The sequence below is a fragment of the Bradyrhizobium ingae genome, assembly GCF_055791185.1.
Genome location: NZ_JBVUBB010000003.1, coordinates 139,384 through 163,020, shown reverse-complemented (window position 1 = coordinate 163,020; position 23,637 = coordinate 139,384). Strand labels below are relative to the sequence as shown.

The following is a 23,637-nucleotide window of genomic DNA, read 5'->3' as shown; positions in this document are numbered from 1 at the left end:
AAGAACGCGGGGAGAGGGAGCAGGCAGCGCCTTACTGGAATTGGGCCTTCTTGTAGTAGCCGCTGTCAACCAGAACCTTCTCCCAGTTGTCCTTGTAGACCACGACCGGCTTGAGGAGATAGGACGGAACGGTCTTCGCGCCGTTCTCATAGGTCTTGGTGTCGTTGACCGTGACCTGCTTGCCGGCGAGTGCCGCGTCGACCATGTCGGCGGTCACCTTGGCGAGGTCGCGGGTGTCCTTGAAGATGGTCGAGTACTGGTCGCCGCGGAGCATCGCCTTGATCGAGGGCACCTCGGCGTCCTGGCCGCTGATGATCGGCATCGGCTGATCGGCGCTGCCGTAGCCAACGCCCTTCAGCGACGAGATGATACCGATCGAGAGACCATCATAGGGCGACAGAACCGCATTGACCTTCTTGTTGCCGTAGTAGGCGCTGAGCAGGTTGTCCATGCGGGCCTGCGCGGTGGCGCCGTCCCAGCGCAAGGTCGCGACCTTGTCCATGCCCGTCTGGCCGGACACGACGACGAGCTTCTTGCTGTCGATGTAAGGCTGCAGCACCGACATCGCGCCGTTGTAGAAGAAGAAGGCGTTGTTGTCGTCGGGCGAGCCGCCGAACAGCTCGATGTTGAACGGCCCCTTGCCGTCCTTGAGGCCAAGGCCCTGCACGAGCGATTCCGCCTGGAGCACGCCGACCTGGAAATTGTCGAAGGTCGCATAGTAGTCGACGTTCGGCGTGCCGCGGATCAGGCGATCATAGGCGATGACGGTGATGCCCTTGGCCTTGGCCTGCTTGAGCACGTCCGACAGCGTGGTGCCGTCGATCGCCGCGATCACCAGCGCCTTGGCGCCCTTCGTCACCATGTTCTCGACCTGCGAGAGCTGGTTCGGAATGTCGTCCTCGGCATATTGCAGGTCGGTGTTGTAGCCGCGCTCCTTGAGCACCTTCACCATGTTGTCGCCGTCTGCGATCCAGCGCGCCGACGACTTGGTCGGCATCGAGATGCCAACGGTGGGCTTGTCCTGTGCCAATGCCGGGGCCATCGCGGCAGCGCCCGCGAATGCGAGCGCGAGTACGGTCGTCTTCAGTTTCAGCATGCTTCACTCCCTTGGGGTGTAAAAACGTTTGTAGTTACAGCAAGAACTTCGGTGTGTTGTTCGTTTGAGCGACTCCTTGGGTCTCCTATTCAAGCTTGACGTCGGGCTCCGCGCGACCGCGCGCGGCAGCCTCGAGGATGAAGGTGCAGCCGGCTTGCGGATCGGCGGCGCGTTCCGCCGTATCCATATCCTGCCACGCTGAAGTAACAAGTAGGCGGGACAGATCCGGCCCGACAAAGGCGGGACAGCTCGACTGCCGCGCAGGGACGGCCAGCGAGCGCAGGCGCTCGCCTTCGGGACTATAGACGTCAACGCGGGCCCCGCCCCAGCGGGCGTTCCAGATCAGTCCGTCAGCATCGACGACCGAGCCGTCAATGCCGCCGACGCCAGTGTGGCGCACCAGCACCTCCGGCTCGGCGCGCGGCAATCCCGTCGCCGGATTGAGCGGAACGCGATAGAGCACGTGACGCGCGGTGTCGGCGAAGTATCCGATAGCGCCGTCCGGCGAGAAGCAGATCGAGTTCGGAATGCTGATGCCGGGAAACAGTGTCGAAATCTTGCCGCGATGGAGCGCGTAGATCGCGCCCGCTCCGGCTTCCGCCTTGCGGCCCATGGTGCCGATCCAGAACGTGCCGGATTGATGCACGCGCGCGTCGTTCGACCGCGTGTCCGGATTGTCGGCCTCCAGCGGGCGATAGAGCGTCATCGCGCCGTCGGCGCGCTTACGGACATAGAGACCATCCTCGGCCACGATCAACTGCCGCTCGGCGTCGATGCGGCCAAGCGCACTCGCCATCCGGCCGAGCGCATGGACGCGGATCGTATTGCTGCCGAGATGAGCCTCGTAGAGGCGGCCTTCGCGGATGTCGAACCACCAGGCGGTATCGGTGCTGACGTCATAGGTCGGGCCCTCGCCGAGATGGCAGTGCTCGGCGCACAGGACGGAGGTCGGCACCTGCTCGGTCATGGCGAGCTCACCCCAAAGCGATAGACGGTGTGGTGCTTGTAAACGCTGCCGGGCGCAAGACGCGGGCTCGGAAAATCCGGCCGGTTCGGCGAATTCGGCCAGATGTGCGGCTCCAGGCACAGCGCGTCGGACTGCCGGTACAGCCGCCCGCCCTTGCCCGCCACCGAGCCGTCGAGGTAGTTGCCGGAATAGACCTGCAAGCCCGGCTGATCCGTGAACAGCTCCATGACCCGCCCCGAGCGCGGCGCCTCCACGCGCGCGGCAAGACGCAAGCTGCCGTCACGCGGAAGGCAGAACGTGTGGTCGTAGCCCTTGCCGTTGCGCAATTGCTCGTCGTTCTGCCTGATACGCGCGCCGATCGCGGTAGCCTCGCGGAAGTCGAAGGGCGTGCCTGCCACCGCGTGCGGCGGCCCGGCCAGCGGGATCGCGGTCGGATCGATCGCCAGGAAATGATCTGCCGCGACCATGAGTCTGTGATCGAGGATCGGCGTTCCCGACGTCGCCCCTTCCAGATTGAAGAAGCTGTGATTGGTGAGATTGACGATCGTCGGACGATCGCTCCGCGCCTCCATGCTGACCGACAGTTCGGCAGCGCCAGTCACCCGGTAGGTAAGGCGAATGTCGAGCCGGCCCGGATAGCCTTCCTCACCGTGCTCGCTGGTATAGGTGAGCGTGACCGCAGGCTCCGCGCCGTCAGCGAGATCTGCGACCTGCCAGAGCTTGCGGTCAAAGCCGTCCAGGCCGCCATGCAGCCCGTTCGGCCCGTTGTTGGCGGCGAGTTGCACCGTCTCGCCATCGAGCACGAAGCGCGCCTGCGCGATACGGTTGGCATAGCGGCCGACGGTCGCGCCGAAAAACTTCCGCTCGGCGAGATAGCCCGCGCAATCGTCATAGCCGAGCACGACGTCGTCGGCAGCGCCCTTGGCATCGGGCGCGATCAACGCCTGAATGACCGCACCATGGGTGATGATGCGCGCTTCGAATCCGCCCTGCGCGCGCAGCACCACGCGCTCGACGGCGCGGCCATCCGGCAGCGTTCCGAAGACGTCCCTTGCGATGCGGCTGCCTGCCATGATCATTCCACGAACGGTTCAACGACGTTGCGCTTGCCGAGCATGAAGGCGTCGGCGACCAGACGGAACGGCGTCAGGTCGACGTCGCTCTCCCCCGTCGCCGCAAGCTCGACGAAACGCCGGTAGAGCCCGCGATATTCGGCTTCCGGCTCTTCCGCAAGCACTTTGCCATCGACGGCCATCCGGGCGCCGCCGCCCGACAGCGTCATCCGGCCCTGATCGGTCTCGGCCACGATGTCCCAGCTCTGCGGGCCGGTCTGTCGGAAGTCAAATTCGGCCGTGATCGGCAGATCGCCGGCGTCGCTGAGCACCAAATTCGCCGCAATCGGCGAGTCGCGATTGGACGGGAAAGACAGGTCAGCCGCCGTCACGAACACCTGGCGCGGCAGGATGCGGGTCAGGATCGAGAGCGCATTGATGCCGGGATCGAATACACCGAGCCCGCCTGGCTCCCAGATCCAGCCCTGCCCCGGATGCCAGACGCGGACGTCTTCCTTCCAGCTGATGTGCACGGACTTGATCTGGCGCGCGGCGAGCCATTGCCGCGCCGGCTCGACGGCGGGGGCAAAGCGCGAATGCCAGGTCGCAAACAACGACCGCTTTGCGTCCTTCGCCATCGCGACCAGCGGATCCAGTTCGCCGAGGCTGAGGCCCGGTGGCTTCTCCAGCATCACATGCTTGCCGGCCGCAAGCGCCGCAAGCGCCTGCGCGCGCCGCACTTGCGGCGGCGTGCACAACGATACCGCATCGATCGGCGGGCCCTTTGCGAGCAGCTCCTCGATGGAGGCGAAATGCGGCAGGTCCGGCAGCGAGGCATTGCGGCTCGCGATGGCGGCAAGGGTTGCGCCCGGTGTTGCCGCGATCGCGGCGACGTGTTGGTCGCGCGCGATCTTGCCGAAGCCGACGATGGCGATACGAAGTTCGGTCACGCTCATTCTCCAGATTGCGCTGACGAAGCCGTCTCAGCCGGCGCCGTCTCGATCACCGTGCCTTCATGACGGCTCATGCCATTGTGGATGACGAAAACCATGGCAGCCGAGGCGGCCTCGACGTCGCCCGCCGCGATCGAATCGACGATCTTCTGGTGCCAGAGCAGCACCGTGTCGCGATCCTCGACCTCGACCGGCGCGCTGAGCAGGAAGGATGCCCGCAAGGCGGCTTCGATGACATGGCCGATCGAGCGCATGAAAAGATTACCGGACGCCCGCGCCACCGCAACGTGCAAGGCAAGGTCCGCGTCGGCGAAGCCGGCGGAATCGGATGCCTCGCGCCGCATGCGATCCATGCTGCGCCTGAGCTCGGCGAGATCCTCCTCCGAACGCCGCGCGGCCGCGAGCATCGCCGCGCGCGGCTCGACCGCGAGACGGATCTCGGCGAGGTCGTTGAGGAAGCGCTTGTCGATCCCAGCGTCGAGATGCCAGGCGAGAACGTCGGCGTCGAACATGTTCCAGGCGCCGCGCTCGCGCACGACGGTGCCAACCCGCGCCTTGGTGGTAAGCAGACCTTTCGCCACGAGGGTCTTCACGCTCTCGCGCAACACCGGCCGCGAGACGCCGAACATCGAGGTCAGCTCGGCATCACCGGGTAGCCGCGTGCCTTCGGCGTAGCGACCTGCGATGATGTCGACCCCGATCGAGCGGGACACTTCCGCATGGTTGGAGTGGGCCCGCCGCGTCGGGATGACGACGATGCGCGAGGTCATGAGGTGGCTCCCGCGGGTCTCGTAGCCGGCCGGCGCGCGATTGCGATCATGACCTGCTGCAAGGCGATGAAGGCGAACAGCAGAACGCCAGTTGCGATCTTCGTCCACCAGCTCGACAGTGTCCCGTCGAAATTGATGTAGGTCTGGATCAGCCCCTGAATGAGAACACCGAGGAACGTTCCAATCACCGAGCCCTGCCCGCCCGTGAGCAGCGTGCCGCCGATCACCACCGCCGCGATGGTATCGAGCTCGACGCCGACGGCAGAGAGCGAATAGCCGGCACCGGTGTAGAAGGAGAAGACGATGCCGGCAATGCCCGCGAGCAGGCTCGACAGCATGTAGATGAGGATCGTCATTTTGCCGACGGCGACGCCCATCAGGCTCGCCGTGACCCGGCTGCCGCCGAGCGCATAGACATTGGCGCCGAATCGAGTGAGCTGCAGCAGCAGCGCTCCGCCGATCACAATCGCCAGCATGATGATCGCAACCGCCGTCAATCGCCCGCCGCCCGGAAGTCGTAGCGCAAAGTCCGAGACCGTCGAATAGATCGGTGCGGTGATCGGCACCGATTCCGTCGAGAGCAGGAAGCTCGCGCCACGCGCGAGGAACATGCCGGCCAGCGTGACGATGAATGGCGGCAGGTCGAACAGATGGATGACAGCGCCCATTGCCGCGCCGAAGGCCGCGGACAGCGCCAGGATAGCCACGAAGGCGACCAGCGGCGGCATGCCCCAGCGCTCGATCGCGAGCGCGACGAACACAGTGGTAAAGCCGATCACCGAGCCGACCGACAGGTCGATGCCGCCCGAGATGATCACGAAAGTCATGCCGGTCGCGACGATGCCGAGGAAGGCGTTGTCGGTCAGGAGATTGCAGACCACGCGCGTCGAGGCAATGTTGGGAAATTGCAGCGCGCAGAGCACAAAGCCCGCGACCAGCACGATGGCCGTGATGAGGACGGGCGGCAGGCCTTTCATGCTTTCGTCCCCCGGATACGCGCCACGATGCCGGCCATGCCGGTCAGCTTCGGCGATTGCAACAGCAGCACCGCCAGCACCACCACGGCCTTGACCAGGAGGTTGAATTCCGGAGGATAGCCCGACAAGAGAATACCCGTGTTCATCGTCTGGATGATGAGCGCGCCGAGCACGGCGAGCAAGAGGCTGAAGCGGCCGCCGAACAGCGAGGTTCCGCCGATCACGACGGCCAGGATCGCGTCGAGCTCGAGCCAAAGGCCGGCATTGTTGGCATCAGCCCCCATGATGTCGGCGGCGGCAATCACACCGGCGAGCGCCGCGCAGACACCGCACCAGACATAGACGGCAAGGATCATGGCGCGCGTGCCGACACCGGCGAGCTCGCTCGCGCGCGCATTGCCGCCGGTCGCCTCGATCAACAGCCCGAGCGCGGAGCCGCGCACCACCGCGCCGGTGAGGATCAGCATCCCCAGGGCTATCGCGACCGGCACGGGAACGCCGAGGATGGCGCCGTTGCCAAGCCAGACCAGGCCGGGCGAGGTGAATGTCACGATGCGCCCCTCGGTGATGAGCTGGGCGATGCCGCGGCCGGCGACCATCAGGATCAGCGTCGCAACGATCGGCTGCATGCCGAGGATGCTGACCAGAAAACCGTTCCAGAGCCCGCAGACGAGGCCCGCACCGAGCGCGGCCGCGAGCACCACGGGCAGGCCGTGGCTATCGGCGAGGCTCGCGGCGATCGCGCCCGAGATCGCCATGACCGCGCCGACCGAAAGATCGATGCCGCGTGTGGCGATCACCAGCACCATGCCGAGCGAGAGCAGTGCCACGGGCGTGCCGCGGTTGAGCACGTCGATCATGCTGCCGAACAGTCGTCCGTCCTGCAAACGCAGATCGAAGAATTGCGGCGAGACGACACGATCGACCATCAGGATGACGATCAGCGCAAAAATCTGGGCAAGGCCCCGGCGTGGCAGAAGAGCGGTCATGGCCTGCCCTCCTGCGTCACGGCACTGCCGTCGGCGGCAATCGCTGCCAAAATATTGGAGACGTCGATCGCCTCGCCTTGCAGCTCCTCGACATGGGCGCGATCGCGCAGAACGACGACGCGATCCGAATAGGTGACGATCTCGTCGAGCTCGGAGGAGATCACGAGCAGCGCGAGGCCGTCGTCACAGAGCTCGCGGATCAAGCGGATGATTTCGGCATGCGCGCCGACGTCGATGCCACGGGTCGGCTCGTCGAGCACGAGGAGCCGCGGCGAGGTCGCGAGCCAGCGCGCCAGCAGCACCTTCTGCTGATTGCCGCCGGACAACAAGCCGACCGGACGCTCCGGATCCGGCGGGCGGATATCCAGTAGCTTGACAAAGCGCGCCGCGATCTCGTCCTGCTCGCGGCGCGACAACGGCCGGTGCAGGCCGCGCTTGGCCTGGAGTGCCAAGACGATGTTCTCGCGCACCGTGAGCTCGGCCACGATGCCTTCGGTCTTGCGCTCCTCGGGGCAATAGCCAAAGCCTTGGCGGACTCCGTCGCGCGGTGTTTGCAGCCGCACGGCCGCGCCCTCCACTTTAGCCTGGCCCTGATCGGGACGCTCAGCGCCGAACACCAGCCGCGCCGTCTCGGTTCTCCCCGAGCCCAGAAGGCCGGCCAGACCCACGACCTCGCCATGCCGCAGTTCGAGATTGAACGGCGCGACGTAACCAGCCTTCCCGTAGTTCTCGAAGCTCGCGCAGATTTCGCGCACCTTGTGCTCGCCCGCAGCCGCACGCGCGCTGGTGGTCTCGGCAAGTTCGCGGCCGAGCATCATGCGGATCAGTTCGAGGCGCGACAGCGATGCGGTCTCACGTTCGCCGACCAGGCGGCCGTTGCGCAGGACGGTGATGCGGTCGGAGATTTCGTAGACCTGGTCGAGGAAGTGGCTGACGAAGACGATGCCGATGCCGCGGCCGGCAAGCTGGCGCATGATCTTGAAGAGAATCTCGACCTCATGACGATCCAGACTCGCGGTCGGTTCGTCCAGAATGAGGACGCGCGCCGACAGGTCGACGGCACGGGCGATGGCGGTGACGTGCTGAATCGCGACCGAGTAGCTGCCGAGCGGCGCCGCCACGTCGATGTCGAGGCCGAACTCGGCAAGCAACGCCTTTGCCCGCCGGCACATCTCGCCTTCACGGACAATGCCGAAGCGCATCGGTTGCCGGTCGAGAAAAAGGTTCTGCGCCACCGACAGGTTGGGCAGCAGATTTACTTCCTGGTAGACGGTGGCAATACCAGCTTCCAGCGCCGCCTTCGACGATCGCGGGGCGACCTCGATGCCGCCGAGCCGAACAATTCCCGCATCGCGCGGGACTACGCCGGTGACCACCTTGATCAGCGTGGACTTGCCGGCGCCGTTCTCGCCGAGCAGGGCATGGATCTCGCCCGCACGAAGCGTGAAATCGACGTCCTGCAACGCACGCACAGCGCCAAAACTCTTGCTGATTCCACGCACCTCCAGCAGAGAAGTGGCGGAATCCGGGCCGGTCTCCATTACGACGTCACTCCCGCCGGCGTCCGCTTGTGGGGTTGCGGACGTCCAGCCAATTCACCACGCTTAGCAGTTTCGAAGGCGGGTGCGCCACCGGAGCGTAGATCAGCCACAGTGGCGCACTGTAGGGCTCAGTAACCGAGACCCTTCTTGCTGTCGTAGACCTTCTGCGGATCGTCAGAGGCGGTGTAGAGCTTCGATTCCGTCTGGATCCACTTCGGCGGAACGGTGCCCTTGTCCTTGAAGGCCGCGACGACATCGAGCGCGGGTCCCGCCATGTTCGGAGTCAGTTCAACCGTGGCGTTGGCTTCGCCCGCGGCCATCGCCTTGAAGATGTCGGGAACCGCGTCGATCGAGACGGTCAGGACGTCCTTGCCCGGCTTGAGGCCGGCTTCCTTCATGGCCTGGATCGCGCCGACCATCATGTCGTCATTATGCGCATAGACCGCGCAGATCGACTTGCCGCCGCCTTCAGCCTTGATGAAGCTCTCCATCACTTCCTTGCCCTTGGCGCGGGTGAAGTCGCCGGTCTGGCTGCGCACCACCTTCAGGTTCGGATGCTTGGCGACGACGGAGTCAAAGCCCTTCTTGCGGTTGGTGGCGACGCTGGCGCCGACCGTTCCCTGCAATTCGACGACGTTGCAGGCCTTCTCGCCGACCGTCTTGGCAAGCCACTCGCCGGCGACGGCGCCTTCGTGCACGCTGTCCGAGGTGACGGCGGTCAGATAGAGGTCCTTACCCGACGGATCGATGTCGCGGTCGAGCAGCACGACCGGGATCTTGGCTTCCTTGGCTTCCTTCAGCACCGCATCCCAACCGGTCGAGACGACCGGCGCGAGGAAGATCGCGTCGACGTTCTGCGCAATGAAGGACCGGATCGCCTTGATCTGGTTCTCCTGCTTCTGCTGGGCGTCGGCGATCTTCAGATTGACCTGGCGCTTGGACGCTTCCTGCTTGGAGACCGAGGTCTCCGCGGCGCGCCATCCGGACTCCGATCCGATCTGCGAAAAACCGATGGTGAGCTGACCGGCATTGGCCGGCAGCGCGAGCAGCAGTGCGGCGGTGGCGCTGGCCGCAAAGAGAGCTTTGAGGATCATCAGGCGTGTCTCCCAAAATGTTTATCTCGGATGCCAATTGGTATCATGGCACCTAACAGACCGCCCCTCTGGGCGGCGGGAGGCACCATTTCACGGAAGCTCGGCCCTGTATAGTCATATTATTTGACTATATGACTGATTCCGAGATTTTGTTGTCGACGCGCGCCTACGCACCCGCAGCTCTACTTTGCACGGGTCGTTTTCGACGCGTTTGCGATGGCAAGGCCAGCATCGGTTTTGAACGCGGCTTTCGCCGATGCCGGCACCCTGGCGCTACAGCAGCTTCCGCCCGGCCAGGTTCTTCATCAGCGCGCCGATGCCGAAGCTCCAGGGCTCGCACTCATCGCTCGTGCGCATCCGGTTGGTGAGCTTGCCGAGCTCGGGCGCTGCGATCGTGACGATATCATCGCGCTTGTGGGTGAAGCCCTGCCCCGGTGCATCGCGATCCTCGACCGGTGCGAACATCGTGCCCAGGAACAGCACGAAGCCATCGGGATATTGGTGCACTTTCCCGATCGTCTGCGCGACGAGATCGGTGGGATCACGGCTGATCTTGCTGATCGACGAATGGCCATTGAGCACAAAACCGTCCTGTCCCTTCACGTTGAGGCTGATGTCCAGCTTGCGTGCGTCATCGAGGGAGAAGGTGTCGTCGAATAACCGCAGCAACGGGCCGATGGCGCAGGAGGCGTTGTTGTCCTTGGCCTTCGACAACAGCAGCGCCGAGCGCCCCTCGAAGTCGCGCAGGTTCACGTCATTGCCGAGCGCGCCGCCAACGATCTTGCCGCGGCTCGAGACGAACAGCACCAGCTCCGGCTCCGGATTATTCCAGGTTGATTTCGGATGCAGCCCGGCATCCATGCCGGCGCCGACCGACGACAGCACCGGCGCCTTGGTGAAGACCTCCGCATCGGGGCCGATGCCCACTTCGAGATACTGGCTCCAGGCGTTCTGCTCGATCAGCACCTGCTTCAGCCGCATTGCTCCCTCAGAGCCGGGCTTGAGCTTCGACAGATCGTCGCCAATGAGCCGCGTCACCTCCTTTCGGATAGCCTCTGCCGACGCCGGATTGCCCTTCGCCCGTTCCTCGATCACGCGCTCGAGCATGGAGACGGCGAAGGTCACACCGGCGGCCTTCAGGGTCTGAAGATCGACCGGCGCGAGCAGCCAGGGTTTTTGCCGATCGCGTTGATCGGGCGGCGTGTTGGCCGCGATTGCTTCGAGATCGCCGATCCGCTCGCCTTTGGTCTCGCGCACCGCCTTTGCCGGATCGACCTCCTCGCACAGAGCGCTGATGGTCGGAAACCGCGCGGTGACATCGAACACGCCGTCACCGCGCACCGCGACCACGGCGGGACCATTGACCTGCGGCAGCCAGACCCGGCCAACCAAGGTGCCGCGCGTCCCGTCCTCCGGCAAAACATCCTTCGCCGTCAGTGTCATCCTGGCCGTTTCCGACTTCATTGCATCGGTCCTTTTCTCTTTTGTTGTCACCCGCGCACGGCACGACAAGTACGCACGCTCGCCAGCACCTAAAACACCATTTGCGGGCGCCGCGCCACTGGGAAGCACGCGATTCAGCCACGCCGGACGCTGTCCGCCTATCGCATCGCGGAACCATTTGCGACGCAACATTCAAAATGAGACTGCCCGTTAAGCCACGCAGGGCTCCGACGCGTGCGCTGCATCCGAGTTCGGTTAGCCTTCATTCAAGAACCGTATGCCTCGTGCCAACGAGCTTCCGGCGAATAATGACGAGAAATAATGACGACACAGGGAGGAGAGCAATGTTGAAAGGCAGTGTGGGACTCGTCGCGCTGAGCAGCCTGTTGCTTTCAGGTGCAGCAATGGCGCAGGAGAAGATCAAGGTCGGCGTCACCGCGACCCTCGAAGGCACCTATACCGTGCTCGGCGAGGACGGCATCCGCGGCTTCCAGACGGCGCTCAACGTGCTCGGCAAGAAGGTCGGTGACAAGGAACTCGAGTTCGTCATCGCCTCGACCGACGCAACGCCCGATTCCGCCGTGCGCGCCGTGCGCAAGCTGATCGAGCAGGACAAGGTGCAGATCCTGCTCTCGCCGCTGTCCGGCGATGAGGGCATTGCGGTGAAGAATTTTGCCAAAACCCATCCCGAGCTGACCTTCATCAACGCAGCCTCCGGCGCGCAGGAAACCACCTACGTCGATCCCGCGCCGAACTTCTTCCGCTACAACATGGACGGCGCGCAGTGGCAGGTGGGGCTCGGCAAATACGCCTATGAGAACAAGGGCTATCGCAAGATCGCGACGGTCGGCGAAGACTATTCCTTCATCTACACGCAGGTGTTCGGCCTCGTGCTCGAATTCTGCGGACAGGGCGGACAGGTCACCAACCGGCAATGGGTACCGCTCGGCACCAAGGACTTTGCCTCGGTGATTGCCGCACTGCCTGACGACGTCGATGCGATCTATCTGGGCCTCGGTGGCGCCGACGCCGTCAACTTCCTCAATCAATATCAGCAGGCCGGCGGCAAGGCGCATCTGATGGGCGGCTCGATCATGATCGACCAGACCATCCTGTCCTCCAAGGGCAATGCCAAGAATGCGCTGATCGGCACACTCGCCGCGAGCGGCCAGGCCGACACCTGGGAGGACCCGGGCTGGCAGAAGTTCGTGAAGGACTATCAGGACGCCTTCCCGCCGAACAAGCGCTTCCCGAGCCCGTCACTGCTCGCCACCAACTATTACGGCTCGACCATGGCCCTGATCCTCGGGTTGCGCGCTGTAAACGGCGATCTCTCCAACAATCAGGAGAAGTTCAAGGCCGCACTGGCCAAGATCGAACTCGACGCGCCGAACGGCAAGATCAAGCTCGACTCCAACCGCCAGGCGATCGGCACCAACTTCGTGACCGAGGTCGTCGATGACGGCAAGGGCGCGCTGTTCTCGAAGGTCGTGAAGGTGATTCCGAACGTGAACCAGACCCTTGGCTACGATCCGGCGGTGTTTGCCAAGATCGGATTGCCGAGCCGTACAGTACCGGAATGTAAGAAGTACTGACGCAATCACGTTCGCAACTGCGACGACCGGGGAGCGATTTGCGAGGCGGATATCTCACCGCTCTTGCAATCTCTCCCCGGTTGTTGAACGCTAACGGCAAAATAAAACAACATCGGGAGGGGATGGCATGAGCCGGGCGCTCGCCGTCTTCCACGGCCGGTTCGGTCGGGCGACGGTCTACCAGTTGAACCGCCCTTTCAACATCCACGCGCATCGCGAGGGTCATCTGATTTTCCATGTCGGCGGCTTGCCCGCTTGCATCGATGTTTGCGACGGGCGCTTCGAGCTCAATGAAACGTCCGTCGTCGCCGTCAATCCCTGGGAACCGCACAACTTCCTGCCCTCAGATCTCGACGCCGGCGCGATCTTCTTCGTGCTCTACGTCAACGCGGAGTGGTTCGCGCCCGATGCGCCCGGCGCCGACCGGCTGCGGTTCGGCCGCACCCAATTCAAGCGCACGCCGGCCCTCGACAAGCACATCCGAAGGACCGCCGCGCTGGTGTGCGGCGCTCCCTCGCTGTCGAGCCTCGACTCCGAGCTCAGGCGGTTGATCGATATCTGCTATGACGAAAGCTGGCAGCAGGCCGAGATCGCCCGCGATGCCCGCGCGGCCGGCGCCGTCACCGATTTCCGCGTGCGCAAATGCATCAGGTTGATGTCGGAGAGTCCGGGCGCCGAGATGGAGCTCGACACCATCGCGCGAGAGTCCGGCCTGTCGCGGCCACATTTCTACCGGCTGTTCCGCACTCAGACCGGCGTAACTCCGCATCTCTATCTCAACACGCTGATCATGGAGCAGGCCCTGGAGGCGCTGGTCGCGAGCGAGGCGCCGATCGCCGATATCGGCTTCGATCTCGGCTTCTCCTCGCAGAGCGGTTTCACCCGCTTCTTCGCTGCCAATGTCGGCATGGCCCCGACCGATTATCGCCGCGCCGCCAAGGTTTTGCGCGCATAGAGCCGCGCGCGAAAAGATACTCTCGATCAAACACCCTCCTTGTGTCCTCGCTAGGATGCCCGGAACGCGATCCCGAAAGATGATCGCGAGCCTAGGGAGATGCACGTCCATGGCGTGGTACGCAGCCTGCTCGGGGCTGTCTGACCTGCATTCGACAGACGACGTGGAGCGAGGTCGCGATGACCTGACTGCCCCCTCTCCCCGGTTGCGGCAGGGTAATCGCATTTGGATCGCTGCTATTCCTGCCGCGGCCGCTTCAACAAGTTCGGTGTCGTCTTCGCGCAGGCGGGGACCCATAACCCCAGGAAGTAGCTGTGGCGCGAGATATGGGGCAGCGATCTTCGCCAAGCACAATCCTGGGGTTATGGGTCCCGGGCTCGCGCTTCGCGTGCCCCGGGACGACGAAACTCTCTGCCCTACGCGACTGGGAGAGAGGCAGCGGCCCTCATGACTCGCTTTGTCGAACGCCATCCTGCCTGGGCGCTGATCGTCATCATCGCGATTGCGCTCGCGCTCTGGCTGATCTTCGCGGTCTGGCCGCCGGGGCTTGAAGACGCCATCGGCCGCAAGCGCGTGTTCCTCAACGCCGTCTTCAACGGCATCACGCTCGGCGGCCTCTATTTCCTGGTCGCGAGCGGCTTCACGCTGATCTTCGGCCTGATGCGCAACGTCAATCTTGCGCACGGCTCGCTCTATCTGTTCGGCGGCTATGTCGGCTACGCCATCAGTGCCTCGACGGGCTCGTGGATCCTGAGCTTCATCGTCGCCTTTATCCTGACCGCGCTGGTCGGCATCCTGCTTCAGGTCATCGTTTTCCGCCGCATGGAAGGCCAGGACCTGCGCCAGACCATGGTGACGATCGGCCTCTCGATCGTATTTGCCGACCTCATGCTGTGGGCCGCCGGCGGCGATTTCTACCAGATCCAGACGCCAAACTGGCTGATCGGCCCGGTCGAGCTGCCGCTGATCACCGCGCTCAAATCCTCGGGCGAACCGGTCTATCTCCGCTATCCCCTGGTGCGGCTCGTGATCTTCGCCGCTTCCGTGGTGATCGGCATCGCGATGTGGCTGGCGCTCAACCGCACGCGCATCGGCATGATCATCCGCGCCGGCGTCGATGACCGCGACATCCTGGCCGCGACCGGCGTGCGCATCCAGCTCGTGTTCGTGCTCGTCTTTGCGCTCGGCGCCGGGCTTGCCGGCATCGCCGGCGTCGTCGGCGGCACGTTTCAATCGCTCTCGCCGGGCGAGGACATCCGCTTCCTGCTTGCCTCCCTCGTGGTCGTGATCGTCGGCGGCATGGGCTCGATCCCCGGCGCAGCGCTGGGCGCGCTGATCATCGGCCTCGCCGAGCAGCTCGGCTCGGTCTACATCCCGACCTACGCGATCGTCGTGACCTTCCTGATCATGGTGCTGGTGCTGGCACTCCGGCCGCAAGGCCTGCTTGCGAGGCGCTGACATGTCGCTCACCCACGACGCACGCGTTCCCGTTCGCACCGCCGCCGGCGCGCAGCGGCTCGCATTGCGTGGCTGGCCGGAAATCGACAATCCCGTCGCCTGGATCGTCGCGATCATCCTCTTGATCATGCCGCTGATCGCCAACGGCTTCTTTCTGATCGAGATCTTTGCGACCACCCTGATCCTCGGCACCATCGCGCTCAGCCTGATGTTCCTGGCCGGCTATGGCGGCATGGTCAGCCTGATGCAGCTCACCGTCGCGGGCTTTGCCGCCTACATGGTCGCGGTGTTCGGCACCAGCGACAACGCCAATATCAGCCTGGGCTGGCCGTGGTGGCTTGCGGTGCCGATGGCGCTCGCGCTCGCCACCGCCTTCGGCACGCTCGGCGGTGCGCTCGCGGTGCGGACCGAGGGCATCTACACCATCATGATCACGCTCGCGATTGGCGCAGCCTTCTACTATTTCACCAACCAGAACTGGGCGATCTTCAACGGCCACACCGGAATCAACAACGTCGGCACGCCGCGCTTCTGGGGCGTCAACTGGCGCGCCGACCTTCCCTTCTACTACGTCGTGCTCGGCGTCGCTGCGCTCTGCTACTTCGCTGTCGAATACATTTCCCGCGCCCCCTTCGGCCTCGCCTTGCAAGGCGTGCGCGACAATCCTCGCCGCATGGCTGCGCTCGGCTTCAACGTCAATGCCCACCGCGTCGCGGCCTATGCGTTTGCGTCCTTCATTGCGGCGCTGGCGGGCGTCTTGCAGGTCTGGAACTACCGGCAGATATCCCCCGGATCGGTCAGCGTCGGCGCCTGCATCGACATTCTCATCATAGCCATCGTCGGCGGCATCACGCGGCCTATTGGCCCTTACATCGGCGCACTGATCTTCGTGCTGCTGCGCACCTTCGCGCTCGACTTCCTGGTCAAGATCGGACTCGACGGCAATCGTTTCCGGCTGCTGATCGGGCTCGGCTTCCTCGCCATCGTGTTCTGGTCGTCGGATGGCGTCATCGGACTCTGGCAGCGCTGGCGCCAGCGCACAATCCCGACACGCCCAAGCGGACGGAGCGGTCAAGGATCCGGTCATGGATAGCGTCGCCCATCGCCTCTCGGCCGTCGGCGCCGGCGCAGCGCTCGAGCTGCGCGGCGTGACGCGCCTGTTCGGTGCGCTCGCAGCGCTGACCGACGTCACCATCACAGTCCGCCCCGGCGAGCGGCGCGCCGTGCTCGGCTCCAACGGCGCCGGCAAGACCACGCTGTTCAACTGCATCACCGGCGACTTCCCGCCATCTTCCGGCACCATCCGCTTCTTCGGCGAGGACATCACGCACTTCCCGCCCTATGAGCGCATCCGCCGTGGCCTGAGGCGGACCTACCAGATCTCTGCATTATTCCCTGGCCTCACCGTGCAGGACAATGTCTACCTCGCCTGCCGCGGCGTCTCGCGCGGGCGTTTCTCGCTCCTGCGGCCTGGCCAGAACGATGCACTGATGCATGCCGCGGACAACCTCGTGCAGGCCGTGCATCTGACAAACGTCAGGGATCAACGTGTGGCCGAGCTCGCACACGGCCAGCAACGTCAGCTCGAGATCGCGCTCGCGCTCGCCGGCGCCCCGCGCTTCGTGCTGTTCGACGAGCCGGCCGCAGGTCTTTCGCCCGCCGAACGGCTCGAGCTGATCGAGATTCTGACCTCGCTGCCATCCCATATCGGCTACATCATCATCGAGCATGACATGGACGTGGCGCTGCGTGTCGTCGAGAGCGTCACGATGATGCACAACGGGCGCATCTTCAAGGAGGGCCTGCCGCAGGAAATACAGTCCGATCCCGAGGTCCAGGAGCTCTATCTCGGAGGCGGCCATGAATGAAATCCGGCGCTCCGCGCCCGCGCTCGAGGTGAAAGGCCTCGACGTCTATTACGGCCATTCGCACGCGCTGCAAGGAGTCGACCTCACGCTCGATGCCGGCGTGTTCTCCGTTGTGGGGCGCAACGGCATGGGCAAGACCACGCTGTGCAAGGCGATCATGGGGCTTGTGCGGGGCAGCAGCGGCTCGATCCGGATTCAGGGCGAAGACATCACGCGGCGCCCGCCGGCGCATATCGCGCGTCTCGGCGTCGGCTACGTGCCGCAGGGACGCCGCCTCTGGCGATCGCTCAGCGTGGACGAGCATTTGCAGCTCGCCGGCGGCATCCGCAGCGGGGCCTGGACCGTCGAGCGCATCTACGACACGTTTCCCCGTCTCGCCGAGCGCAAGGACCATGGCGGCGGCCAGCTTTCCGGCGGCGAGCAGCAGATGCTCGCGATCTCGCGCGCGCTTCTGACCAATCCGCAGCTCCTGATCATGGACGAGCCGACCGAGGGCCTTGCCCCTGTCATCGTCGCCCAGGTCGAGGAGATGCTGCTTCGTCTCGGCGAGGACGGCGATATGTCCGTGCTCGTGATCGAGCAGAATATTGGCGTCGCCACTGCGATCTCGCGCAATGTCGCGATCATGGTGAACGGCCGGATCAATCGCATCATCGATTCCGTTCGTCTTGCCGCCGACCGCGACTTGCAGCAGCGCCTGCTTGGCGTTGGGCTTCATGCCGGGCTCGAGGCGGACATCGACGTTCCCGTGGCCGGTTCTCAAGCAAAAGCGGCACCGCAGCCTACGCGTTCGAGCGGTCCGATCCGCATCTACATCTCCAATCCGACGCTGCCGACGCGCTGGTCGCAACCGGTGCCGATTGCCCGCATCGAGGCCGCAGCGCGCACGCTCTCCACTCAGATCGCGCGGCTCGACGAAACCACACGGCGCAAGCGCGAGCCGGTCGCAGCGCAAACCTCCGGACCGCCCGTCGTGCTCGTCGTCGGCACGCTCGACACCAAGGGCACGGAGCTGCGCTTCATCCGTGACACCATCGCGGAAAGCGGCCTCCGCACGCGGCTCGTCGACGTCTCGACCAGCGGCAGGCACACGAGCTGCGACGTCTCCGCCCAAGAGATTGCGCTGAACCACGGCCGCGGCGGATCGGCCGTGTTCGGCGCCGACCGCGGTGTCGCCGTAACCGCGATGGCCGATGCCTTCGCCAACTGGCTCCGCCGCCAGGGCAACGTCGCCGGCGTCATCTCGGCCGGCGGCTCCGGAGCGGCTTCGCTCGTTGCGCCCGGCATGCGCGCCCTCCCCGTCGGCGTGCCGAAGCTGATCATCTCCTCGGTCGCCTCCGGCGACGTGGGCCCCTATGTCGGGCCAGCCGATATCACCATGATGTATTCGGTCACCGACGTGCAGGGCCTCAACTCGGTCTCACGCATCGTGCTTGCCAACGGCGCCAACGCGCTCGTCGGCATGGTCAAGGCACGTCTCGATCAACGCGAGGCCAAAGAGCGCATCACACGCGCAAGCCTGCCCGCAATCGGCATCACCATGTTCGGCGTAACCACGCCGGCGGTGCAGAAGATCGCGGCCGACCTGCGCGATGATTTCGAATGCCTCGTATTCCACGCCACCGGCGTCGGCGGACGCTCGATGGAGAAGCTGGTCGAGTCCGGCCAGCTCGCCGGCGTCATCGATCTCACGACGACCGAGGTCTGCGATCTCCTGATGGGCGGCGTGTTTCCGGCCAGCGAAGACCGGTTCGGCGCGATCGTCCGCAGCCGCGTGCCTTATGTCGGCTCCGTGGGTGCGCTCGACATGGTCAATTTCGGGGCGCCCGACACCATCCCCGAGCGCTATCGCGGCCGCAAATTCCACGTCCACAATCCGCAGGTCACCTTGATGCGGACCACGGTGGACGAAAACGAGCGTATGGGGCGATGGATCAGCGAGCGGCTCAACCAGATGGACGGGCCGGTGCGTTTCTTCATTCCCGAGGGCGGCGTCTCCGCGCTCGATGCGCAGGGACGGCCGTTCTGGGATCCCGAGGCGGATGCCGCGCTGTTCCGTGTGCTCGAGCGCACTGTGCGGCAGACGAGCAACCGCCAGCTTATCCGCACCAAGAACAACATCAACGATCCCGAGTTCGCCTCCACGATTGTCGGTGCGTTCAAAACCCTGTTCGGACGCACCGGGGCGCGCCGGAGAATGGCGAGGTGACCGATGGCCAGGTTTGAACGGGCTGCACTGCTGAAGCGATTTCGCGAGATGGCAAAGCGCGGCGAACCGATCGTCGGCGGCGGCGCCGGCACGGGGCTCTCCGCCAAATGCGAAGAGGCCGGCGGCGTCGATCTCATCGTCATCTACAATTCCGGCCGCTATCGCATGGCCGGGCGCGGTTCGCTCGCCGGCCTCATGGCTTACGGCGATGCCAACGCCATCGTGCTGGAAATGGCAAGTGAAGTGCTGCCCGTGGTTAGCAAGACGCCAGTGCTCGCCGGGGTCAACGGCACCGATCCGTTCCGCGACATGGACGTCTTCCTCGACCAGCTCAAGGCCCTCGGCTTTGCCGGCGTGCAGAACTTTCCGACGGTTGGCCTAATCGACGGGATCTTCCGCGCCAATCTGGAGGAGACCGGCATGTCCTATGCGCTGGAGATCGACATGATCGCCAAGGCACGTGAGAAAGACATGCTGACGACGCCTTACGTCTTCAGCGAGAAGGAAGCCGCCGCGATGGCGATCGCCGGCGCCGACATCATCGTCTGTCACCTGGGCCTGACGACCGGCGGCACGATTGGCGCACAGACCGCGCCGAAGCTTGCCGATTGCCCGGCGCATATCGACACCTGGGCCTCAGCCGCGCTCAGCGTCAATTCGGACATCCTGGTGCTCGCGCATGGCGGTCCGATCGCCGATCCCGCGGACGCCGATTTCATCATGAAGAACACCCGCCACTGCCACGGCTTCTACGGTGCCTCCTCGATGGAGCGCCTGCCCGTGGAGCGGGCACTGACGGACCAGGTTCGCAAATTCAAGGCGATCGGCGCGCGCTAACGCCGAAACGTTCGAGGGAGGGAAAGATGTCGGGGATTTTGGTCGGTGAATTGATCCTCTGGCTCATCGTCGCGATCGTCGTGATCGTGGTCGGCGTCTACATCGTGAATTGGCTGTACCATCGCTCGTCCAAGGAGGTCTCCTTCGTCCGGACCGGCTTCCTTGGAGAGCGCGTGGTGATCAATGGCGGCGCTTTCGTGCTGCCTTTCATCCACGACTACACGCCGGTCAACATGAACGTGCTGCCGATGGGCATCATCCGTTCCAGGCAGGACGCCGTGATCACCCGTGACCGCATGCGGGTCGACATCGAGGCCGACTTCTACGTCCGTGTGCAGCCGACCCGGGAAGCCGTTTCGATTGCGGCCGCCACGCTCGGCCGCCGCACCATGGAGCCGGAGCAGCTCCATGCGTTGCTGGCCGGCAAGTTCATCTCCGCGATCCGCTCGGTTGCTTCCGAGATGACCATGGAAGAGATGCACGAGCGGCGCGGCGACTACGTCACGCGCGTGAAGACCAATGCCGCCGAAGCCCTCGCCCAGAACGGCCTCGAACTTGAGTCGGTCGCGATCACCGATCTCGACCAGACCGACCTCGAATTCTTCAACCCCTCGAACCGCTTCGACGCCGAGGGCTTGACGCGGCTGATGGAAGACATCGAGGCCAAGCGCAAGCTGCGCAACGACATCGAGCAGGATTCGATGATCAAGATTCGCTCGCGCAATCTGGAAGCCGAGCGGCAGGCGCTCGAGATCGAGCGCGAAAGCGAGACCGCGCGCCTCGAGCAGGAACGCGACATCGAGATGCGCCGCGCACTTCAGCGCACTGAGGTCGCCCGCGAGCGCGCGCTACGGGAGACCGAGGCCGAGCAGGCGCAGATCTCCGCGCGCGAAGCCATCGAGAAGGCTCGCATCGCCAACGATCAGGTCATCGCGGAGGCACGCATCGCCTCCGAGCGAGAGACGCGCCAGAAGGAGATCGAGAGAACCCGGACAATCGAAGAGAAGGAGCTGCTCGCCCGCGAGGAGGTCGAGAAGACCCGCATCGCCAACCAGCGCTCGATCGATACGACGCGCATCGCTTCGGAACGCGAGGTGCGCCAGCGCGAGATCGAACGGATGCGTACTGTCGAGGAAGCCGAGATCGCCGCACGCGAAGCGATCGAGAAGGCCCGAATCCAGCAGGATCGGATCGTGACCGACGCTCGCATCGCCAACGAGGAAGAAACGCGCCGCCGCGAGATCGAGCGGACCCGCGCCGTCGATGAGGCCGAGATCGCGGCACGCGAGGCCACTGAAAAGGCCCGCATCGCCCAGACCATGATTGTCAATGTCGAGCGCATTTCCTCCGATGAGCGCACCCGCGCGCTGGAGATCCAGCAGGTGCGTACTATCCAGGAGGCCGAGATCGAGGCGCAGCGTGCGGTCGAAGCAGCTCGGATCAGTCGCGAGCGGACGCTCGCCGCCGAGCGCATTGCGGCAGAGCAGAACACGCGCCAACTGGAAATCGATCGCAATCAGACCCTGGATATCGCCGGCGTTACCGCACGCGAGGCGACGGAAGCGGCGCGTATTGCACAGGAGGAACGCGTCCGCTCGCTCGAGATCGCCCGTAACCGCGCCGTTGAGGAAGCTGATATCGCTTCCCGCGAGGCAATCGAGGCCGCGCGCATCGCACAGGAGAAGGCGGTTGCCGCCGAGCGCATCCAGGCCGAGCGCGAGACCCGCGCGCTCGAAATCGAGCGGACCGGCATATTGGAAGCGGCCGAGTTGAAGCGACGCGACGCCATCGAGCGCCAGCGCATCGGCGTCGACCTTGCGCTCGAAGCCGAGCGGATCAACTCCTCGAAGAAGCGCGAGGTGCTCAACATCGAACAGAAGAAGACCATCGAGATCGCGGACGAGGATCGTGTGATCGCGCTATCGGCCAAGAAGTCCGAACGCATCGATGCCGACCGACAGGTCAGGCAGGCCGAGATCGTGGCGCTCAAGGAGGTCGAAACTACGGACGTATCGCGCGAGCAGGCGCTGGAAGCCGCCCGTATCGAGCGGCGCCGCGCGATCGAGCAGCTCGAAGTCGCGCGCGTCCAATCACTGCAGGAAGCCGAGATTGCCTCCCGCGAGGAAGTCGAACGCGCCCGCATCGCCTCCGATCGGGGCCTCGACGAAGCCCGCATCGGCCGCGAGCGTGAACTGCGCAAGCTGGAGGTGAACCGCGAGAAGGAAGTCGAGACCGTGCTGATGGAGAAGGCAATCGCCATCCATCAGAAATCGCTGGAGGAATCCGCCGCGAGAGCTGCCGCAGAAGAAGCTCGGATGCGCGCGACCGAAGCCGCCGAACGGGTCGTCACGGCGCGGGAAAGCGAAATCGCAAAGCGCCGCAAGACGGTGGAAGTGCTGCTCGCCGAGAAGCAGGCCGAGGAGACACGCATTGCTGCGGAAGCCGAGCGTGTCCGCGCGGCTGTTGAGGCCGAAGCGCAACGAATGTTGAACGAGGCCGAGAACGTGCTGACCGACCAGGCGCGCTACTCGCTGTTCCGACGAAAGCTGCTCGATCGCATCGAGGGCATCGTGCGCGAGAGCGTCAAGCCGATGGAGAAGATCGAGGGCATTCGCATCCTCCAGGTCGACGGTCTCAACGGCAACGGCCATGGCGGTGGCAATGGCGGCCGCAGCGCCACCGACGAGGTGATCGACTCGGCGCTGCGCTACCGCGTCCAGGCCCCGCTGATCGACTCGATCCTGTCGGACATCGGCGTCGAAGGCGGCAGCCTCGCAAAAATGCCGGGCCTGATCCGCGAGGCCCGCGACATGCAAGGAATCAAGGATTCGACACGCAAGAGCGGCGGCGGTGGCGGCGACAAGCCCGCCGCCTCGCCTGCGCCCTCCGCCGAAGGCGAACCGCCGGCCGAGCGCGGCCCGCGCAAGAAGAGCTGAGGTTCAGTCCATGGCCCGCGTCTACGTCTCAACCGTCGTCAATGCGCGCAACGATCGCGTCTGGGCGCGGGTGCGCGACTTCAACGGCATGCCGAACTGGCACCCGGCAATCGCCGAAAGCCGCATCGAGGGCGGCGAGCCCTCCGACAAGATCGGCTGCGTCAGGGATTTTCGGCTGCGCAACGGCGACCGCATCCGCGAGAAGCTGCTCGGCCTCTCCGACTACGACATGTTCTGCACCTACTCGATCCTGGAATCCCCCATGGGCGTCGAGAACTATGTAGCGACGCTACGGCTGACGCCCGTGACGGATGGCGACCAGACCTTCATGGAATGGACCGCCGAATTCGACTGCGCGCCGGAGCGGGAGAGCGAGCTCGTCAACAATATCGGCGGCGGCGTGTTCCAGGGCGGCTTCGATGCGCTCAAGCGCGTGTTCGGAGGATGAGAGCCGTGCCGCATATCGTCAAAAGCACGATCCTGGACGCGCCGACTGACGCGGCATGGGCCGTGCTCCGCGATTTCAACGGCCATGATCGGTGGCATCCGGCGGTCGCGACCTCCTCGATCGAGCGCGCGCACCCTTCCGACAAGATTGGCTGCATCAGGCGATTCAAGCTGCAGGACGGCTCGGAACTGCGCGAGCAGTTGCTGGCGCTCTCCGATCTCGAACAGACCTTTAGTTACTGCCTGCTCGATACTCCCATTCCCATGTTCAACTACGTGGCCCATGTCCGCCTGCTGCCGGTCACCGATGGCGATCGTACGTTCTGGCATTGGGAATCGCGCTTCGCGACGAAGCCGGAGGATGCGGCCCGCATCACCCATATGGTCGCCCAAGACATCTACCAGGCCGGCTTCGAGGCCATCCGCCGGCATCTCAAGGAGGCCGCGTAA

General features: G+C 64.7%; 20 protein-coding genes. 10 read left to right on the top strand and 10 right to left on the bottom strand.

What is annotated here, in order from left to right:
- Nucleotides 1-31: 31 nt before the first annotated feature.
- The 10 genes from chvE to ACV1FX_RS05730 all read right to left on the bottom strand — a co-directional run bounded on the left by chvE (nucleotide 32) and on the right by ACV1FX_RS05730 (nucleotide 10,903).
- Nucleotides 32-1,096 carry a multiple monosaccharide ABC transporter substrate-binding protein gene (gene chvE, locus ACV1FX_RS05775; protein WP_473116590.1) on the bottom strand — a complete coding sequence of 355 codons (1,065 nt, stop codon included), beginning with the start codon at nucleotides 1,094-1,096 and terminating at the stop codon, nucleotides 32-34.
- Between the two features lie 85 nt (nucleotides 1,097-1,181).
- Complete coding sequence (locus ACV1FX_RS05770) at nucleotides 1,182-2,063, bottom strand: SMP-30/gluconolactonase/LRE family protein (RefSeq protein ID WP_473116589.1); 882 nt, start codon at nucleotides 2,061-2,063, stop codon at nucleotides 1,182-1,184.
- Entirely contained in the window at nucleotides 2,060-3,136 is a 1,077-nt protein-coding gene (locus tag ACV1FX_RS05765; RefSeq protein ID WP_473116588.1) for an aldose epimerase family protein, read from the bottom strand. The genes ACV1FX_RS05770 and ACV1FX_RS05765 overlap by 4 nt, the downstream gene beginning before the upstream one ends.
- Nucleotides 3,137-3,138: 2 nt before the next feature.
- Nucleotides 3,139-4,065, bottom strand: coding sequence for a Gfo/Idh/MocA family protein (locus ACV1FX_RS05760; protein ID WP_473116587.1), 927 nt, complete (start codon nucleotides 4,063-4,065; stop codon nucleotides 3,139-3,141).
- A 2-nt stretch (nucleotides 4,066-4,067) separates the two neighbouring features.
- Complete coding sequence (locus ACV1FX_RS05755; protein ID WP_473116586.1) at nucleotides 4,068-4,838, bottom strand: FadR/GntR family transcriptional regulator; 771 nt, start codon at nucleotides 4,836-4,838, stop codon at nucleotides 4,068-4,070.
- The gene (gene yjfF / locus ACV1FX_RS05750; protein WP_473116585.1) at nucleotides 4,835-5,815 is read right to left on the bottom strand and encodes a galactofuranose ABC transporter, permease protein YjfF; all 981 of its coding nucleotides are present in this window, start codon (nucleotides 5,813-5,815) and stop codon (nucleotides 4,835-4,837) included. The genes ACV1FX_RS05755 and yjfF overlap by 4 nt, the downstream gene beginning before the upstream one ends.
- Complete coding sequence (locus tag ACV1FX_RS05745) at nucleotides 5,812-6,804, bottom strand: ABC transporter permease (RefSeq protein WP_473116584.1); 993 nt, start codon at nucleotides 6,802-6,804, stop codon at nucleotides 5,812-5,814. The genes yjfF and ACV1FX_RS05745 overlap by 4 nt, the downstream gene beginning before the upstream one ends.
- Entirely contained in the window at nucleotides 6,801-8,345 is a 1,545-nt protein-coding gene (locus tag ACV1FX_RS05740; protein WP_473116583.1) for a sugar ABC transporter ATP-binding protein, read from the bottom strand. The genes ACV1FX_RS05745 and ACV1FX_RS05740 overlap by 4 nt, the downstream gene beginning before the upstream one ends.
- 128 nt (nucleotides 8,346-8,473) lie before the next feature.
- A complete protein-coding gene (gene ytfQ, locus ACV1FX_RS05735) occupies nucleotides 8,474-9,439 on the bottom strand; it encodes a galactofuranose ABC transporter, galactofuranose-binding protein YtfQ (protein ID WP_473116582.1) in 966 nt (321 codons plus the stop codon).
- Between the two features lie 273 nt (nucleotides 9,440-9,712).
- The gene (locus ACV1FX_RS05730; protein WP_473116581.1) at nucleotides 9,713-10,903 is read right to left on the bottom strand and encodes a fumarylacetoacetate hydrolase family protein; all 1,191 of its coding nucleotides are present in this window, start codon (nucleotides 10,901-10,903) and stop codon (nucleotides 9,713-9,715) included.
- A gap of 323 nt (nucleotides 10,904-11,226) precedes the next feature.
- Between ACV1FX_RS05730 and ACV1FX_RS05725 the strand changes: the two genes are divergently transcribed.
- The 10 genes from ACV1FX_RS05725 to ACV1FX_RS05680 all read left to right on the top strand — a co-directional run bounded on the left by ACV1FX_RS05725 (nucleotide 11,227) and on the right by ACV1FX_RS05680 (nucleotide 23,637).
- On the top strand, nucleotides 11,227-12,477 hold the full coding sequence (locus ACV1FX_RS05725) for an ABC transporter substrate-binding protein (protein ID WP_473116580.1): 1,251 nt from the start codon (nucleotides 11,227-11,229) through the stop codon (nucleotides 12,475-12,477).
- Nucleotides 12,478-12,604: 127 nt separating this feature from the next.
- Nucleotides 12,605-13,432: a helix-turn-helix domain-containing protein gene (locus ACV1FX_RS05720; protein WP_473116579.1), complete on the top strand. Its 828-nt coding sequence runs from the start codon at nucleotides 12,605-12,607 to the stop codon at nucleotides 13,430-13,432.
- A gap of 447 nt (nucleotides 13,433-13,879) precedes the next feature.
- Nucleotides 13,880-14,890, top strand: a complete 1,011-nt coding sequence (locus tag ACV1FX_RS05715; protein ID WP_473116578.1) for a branched-chain amino acid ABC transporter permease — start codon at nucleotides 13,880-13,882, stop codon at nucleotides 14,888-14,890.
- Nucleotide 14,891: 1 nt separating this feature from the next.
- The gene (locus ACV1FX_RS05710; RefSeq protein WP_473116577.1) at nucleotides 14,892-15,983 is read left to right on the top strand and encodes a branched-chain amino acid ABC transporter permease; all 1,092 of its coding nucleotides are present in this window, start codon (nucleotides 14,892-14,894) and stop codon (nucleotides 15,981-15,983) included.
- Entirely contained in the window at nucleotides 15,976-16,758 is a 783-nt protein-coding gene (locus tag ACV1FX_RS05705; RefSeq protein WP_473116576.1) for an ABC transporter ATP-binding protein, read from the top strand. The genes ACV1FX_RS05710 and ACV1FX_RS05705 overlap by 8 nt, the downstream gene beginning before the upstream one ends.
- Nucleotides 16,751-18,967, top strand: a complete 2,217-nt coding sequence (locus ACV1FX_RS05700; protein WP_473116575.1) for a Tm-1-like ATP-binding domain-containing protein — start codon at nucleotides 16,751-16,753, stop codon at nucleotides 18,965-18,967. Before ACV1FX_RS05705 ends, ACV1FX_RS05700 begins: the two co-directional genes overlap by 8 nt.
- A 3-nt stretch (nucleotides 18,968-18,970) precedes the next feature.
- Nucleotides 18,971-19,804, top strand: a complete 834-nt coding sequence (locus tag ACV1FX_RS05695; RefSeq protein ID WP_473116574.1) for a phosphoenolpyruvate hydrolase family protein — start codon at nucleotides 18,971-18,973, stop codon at nucleotides 19,802-19,804.
- A 26-nt stretch (nucleotides 19,805-19,830) separates the two neighbouring features.
- The gene (locus ACV1FX_RS05690) at nucleotides 19,831-22,740 is read left to right on the top strand and encodes a flotillin family protein (RefSeq protein ID WP_473116573.1); all 2,910 of its coding nucleotides are present in this window, start codon (nucleotides 19,831-19,833) and stop codon (nucleotides 22,738-22,740) included.
- Between the two features lie 10 nt (nucleotides 22,741-22,750).
- Nucleotides 22,751-23,188, top strand: a complete 438-nt coding sequence (locus tag ACV1FX_RS05685) for an SRPBCC family protein (protein ID WP_027521173.1) — start codon at nucleotides 22,751-22,753, stop codon at nucleotides 23,186-23,188.
- 5 nt (nucleotides 23,189-23,193) lie between these two features.
- Nucleotides 23,194-23,637 carry an SRPBCC family protein gene (locus ACV1FX_RS05680; RefSeq protein ID WP_473116572.1) on the top strand — a complete coding sequence of 148 codons (444 nt, stop codon included), beginning with the start codon at nucleotides 23,194-23,196 and terminating at the stop codon, nucleotides 23,635-23,637.

Coding starts and splice junctions, on each gene's coding strand:
- chvE (WP_473116590.1), bottom strand. CDS start 1,096: ATGCTGAAACTGAAGACGACCGTACTCGCGCTCGCATTCGCGGGCGCT.
- ACV1FX_RS05770 (WP_473116589.1), bottom strand. CDS start 2,063: ATGACCGAGCAGGTGCCGACCTCCGTCCTGTGCGCCGAGCACTGCCAT.
- ACV1FX_RS05765 (WP_473116588.1), bottom strand. CDS start 3,136: ATGGCAGGCAGCCGCATCGCAAGGGACGTCTTCGGAACGCTGCCGGAT.
- ACV1FX_RS05755 (WP_473116586.1), bottom strand. CDS start 4,838: ATGACCTCGCGCATCGTCGTCATCCCGACGCGGCGGGCCCACTCCAAC.
- yjfF (WP_473116585.1), bottom strand. CDS start 5,815: ATGAAAGGCCTGCCGCCCGTCCTCATCACGGCCATCGTGCTGGTCGCG.
- ACV1FX_RS05745 (WP_473116584.1), bottom strand. CDS start 6,804: ATGACCGCTCTTCTGCCACGCCGGGGCCTTGCCCAGATTTTTGCGCTG.
- ACV1FX_RS05740 (WP_473116583.1), bottom strand. CDS start 8,345: ATGGAGACCGGCCCGGATTCCGCCACTTCTCTGCTGGAGGTGCGTGGA.
- ytfQ (WP_473116582.1), bottom strand. CDS start 9,439: ATGATCCTCAAAGCTCTCTTTGCGGCCAGCGCCACCGCCGCACTGCTG.
- ACV1FX_RS05730 (WP_473116581.1), bottom strand. CDS start 10,903: ATGAAGTCGGAAACGGCCAGGATGACACTGACGGCGAAGGATGTTTTG.
- ACV1FX_RS05725 (WP_473116580.1), top strand. CDS start 11,227: ATGTTGAAAGGCAGTGTGGGACTCGTCGCGCTGAGCAGCCTGTTGCTT.
- ACV1FX_RS05720 (WP_473116579.1), top strand. CDS start 12,605: ATGAGCCGGGCGCTCGCCGTCTTCCACGGCCGGTTCGGTCGGGCGACG.
- ACV1FX_RS05715 (WP_473116578.1), top strand. CDS start 13,880: ATGACTCGCTTTGTCGAACGCCATCCTGCCTGGGCGCTGATCGTCATC.
- ACV1FX_RS05710 (WP_473116577.1), top strand. CDS start 14,892: ATGTCGCTCACCCACGACGCACGCGTTCCCGTTCGCACCGCCGCCGGC.
- ACV1FX_RS05705 (WP_473116576.1), top strand. CDS start 15,976: ATGGATAGCGTCGCCCATCGCCTCTCGGCCGTCGGCGCCGGCGCAGCG.
- ACV1FX_RS05700 (WP_473116575.1), top strand. CDS start 16,751: ATGAATGAAATCCGGCGCTCCGCGCCCGCGCTCGAGGTGAAAGGCCTC.
- ACV1FX_RS05695 (WP_473116574.1), top strand. CDS start 18,971: ATGGCCAGGTTTGAACGGGCTGCACTGCTGAAGCGATTTCGCGAGATG.
- ACV1FX_RS05690 (WP_473116573.1), top strand. CDS start 19,831: ATGTCGGGGATTTTGGTCGGTGAATTGATCCTCTGGCTCATCGTCGCG.
- ACV1FX_RS05685 (WP_027521173.1), top strand. CDS start 22,751: ATGGCCCGCGTCTACGTCTCAACCGTCGTCAATGCGCGCAACGATCGC.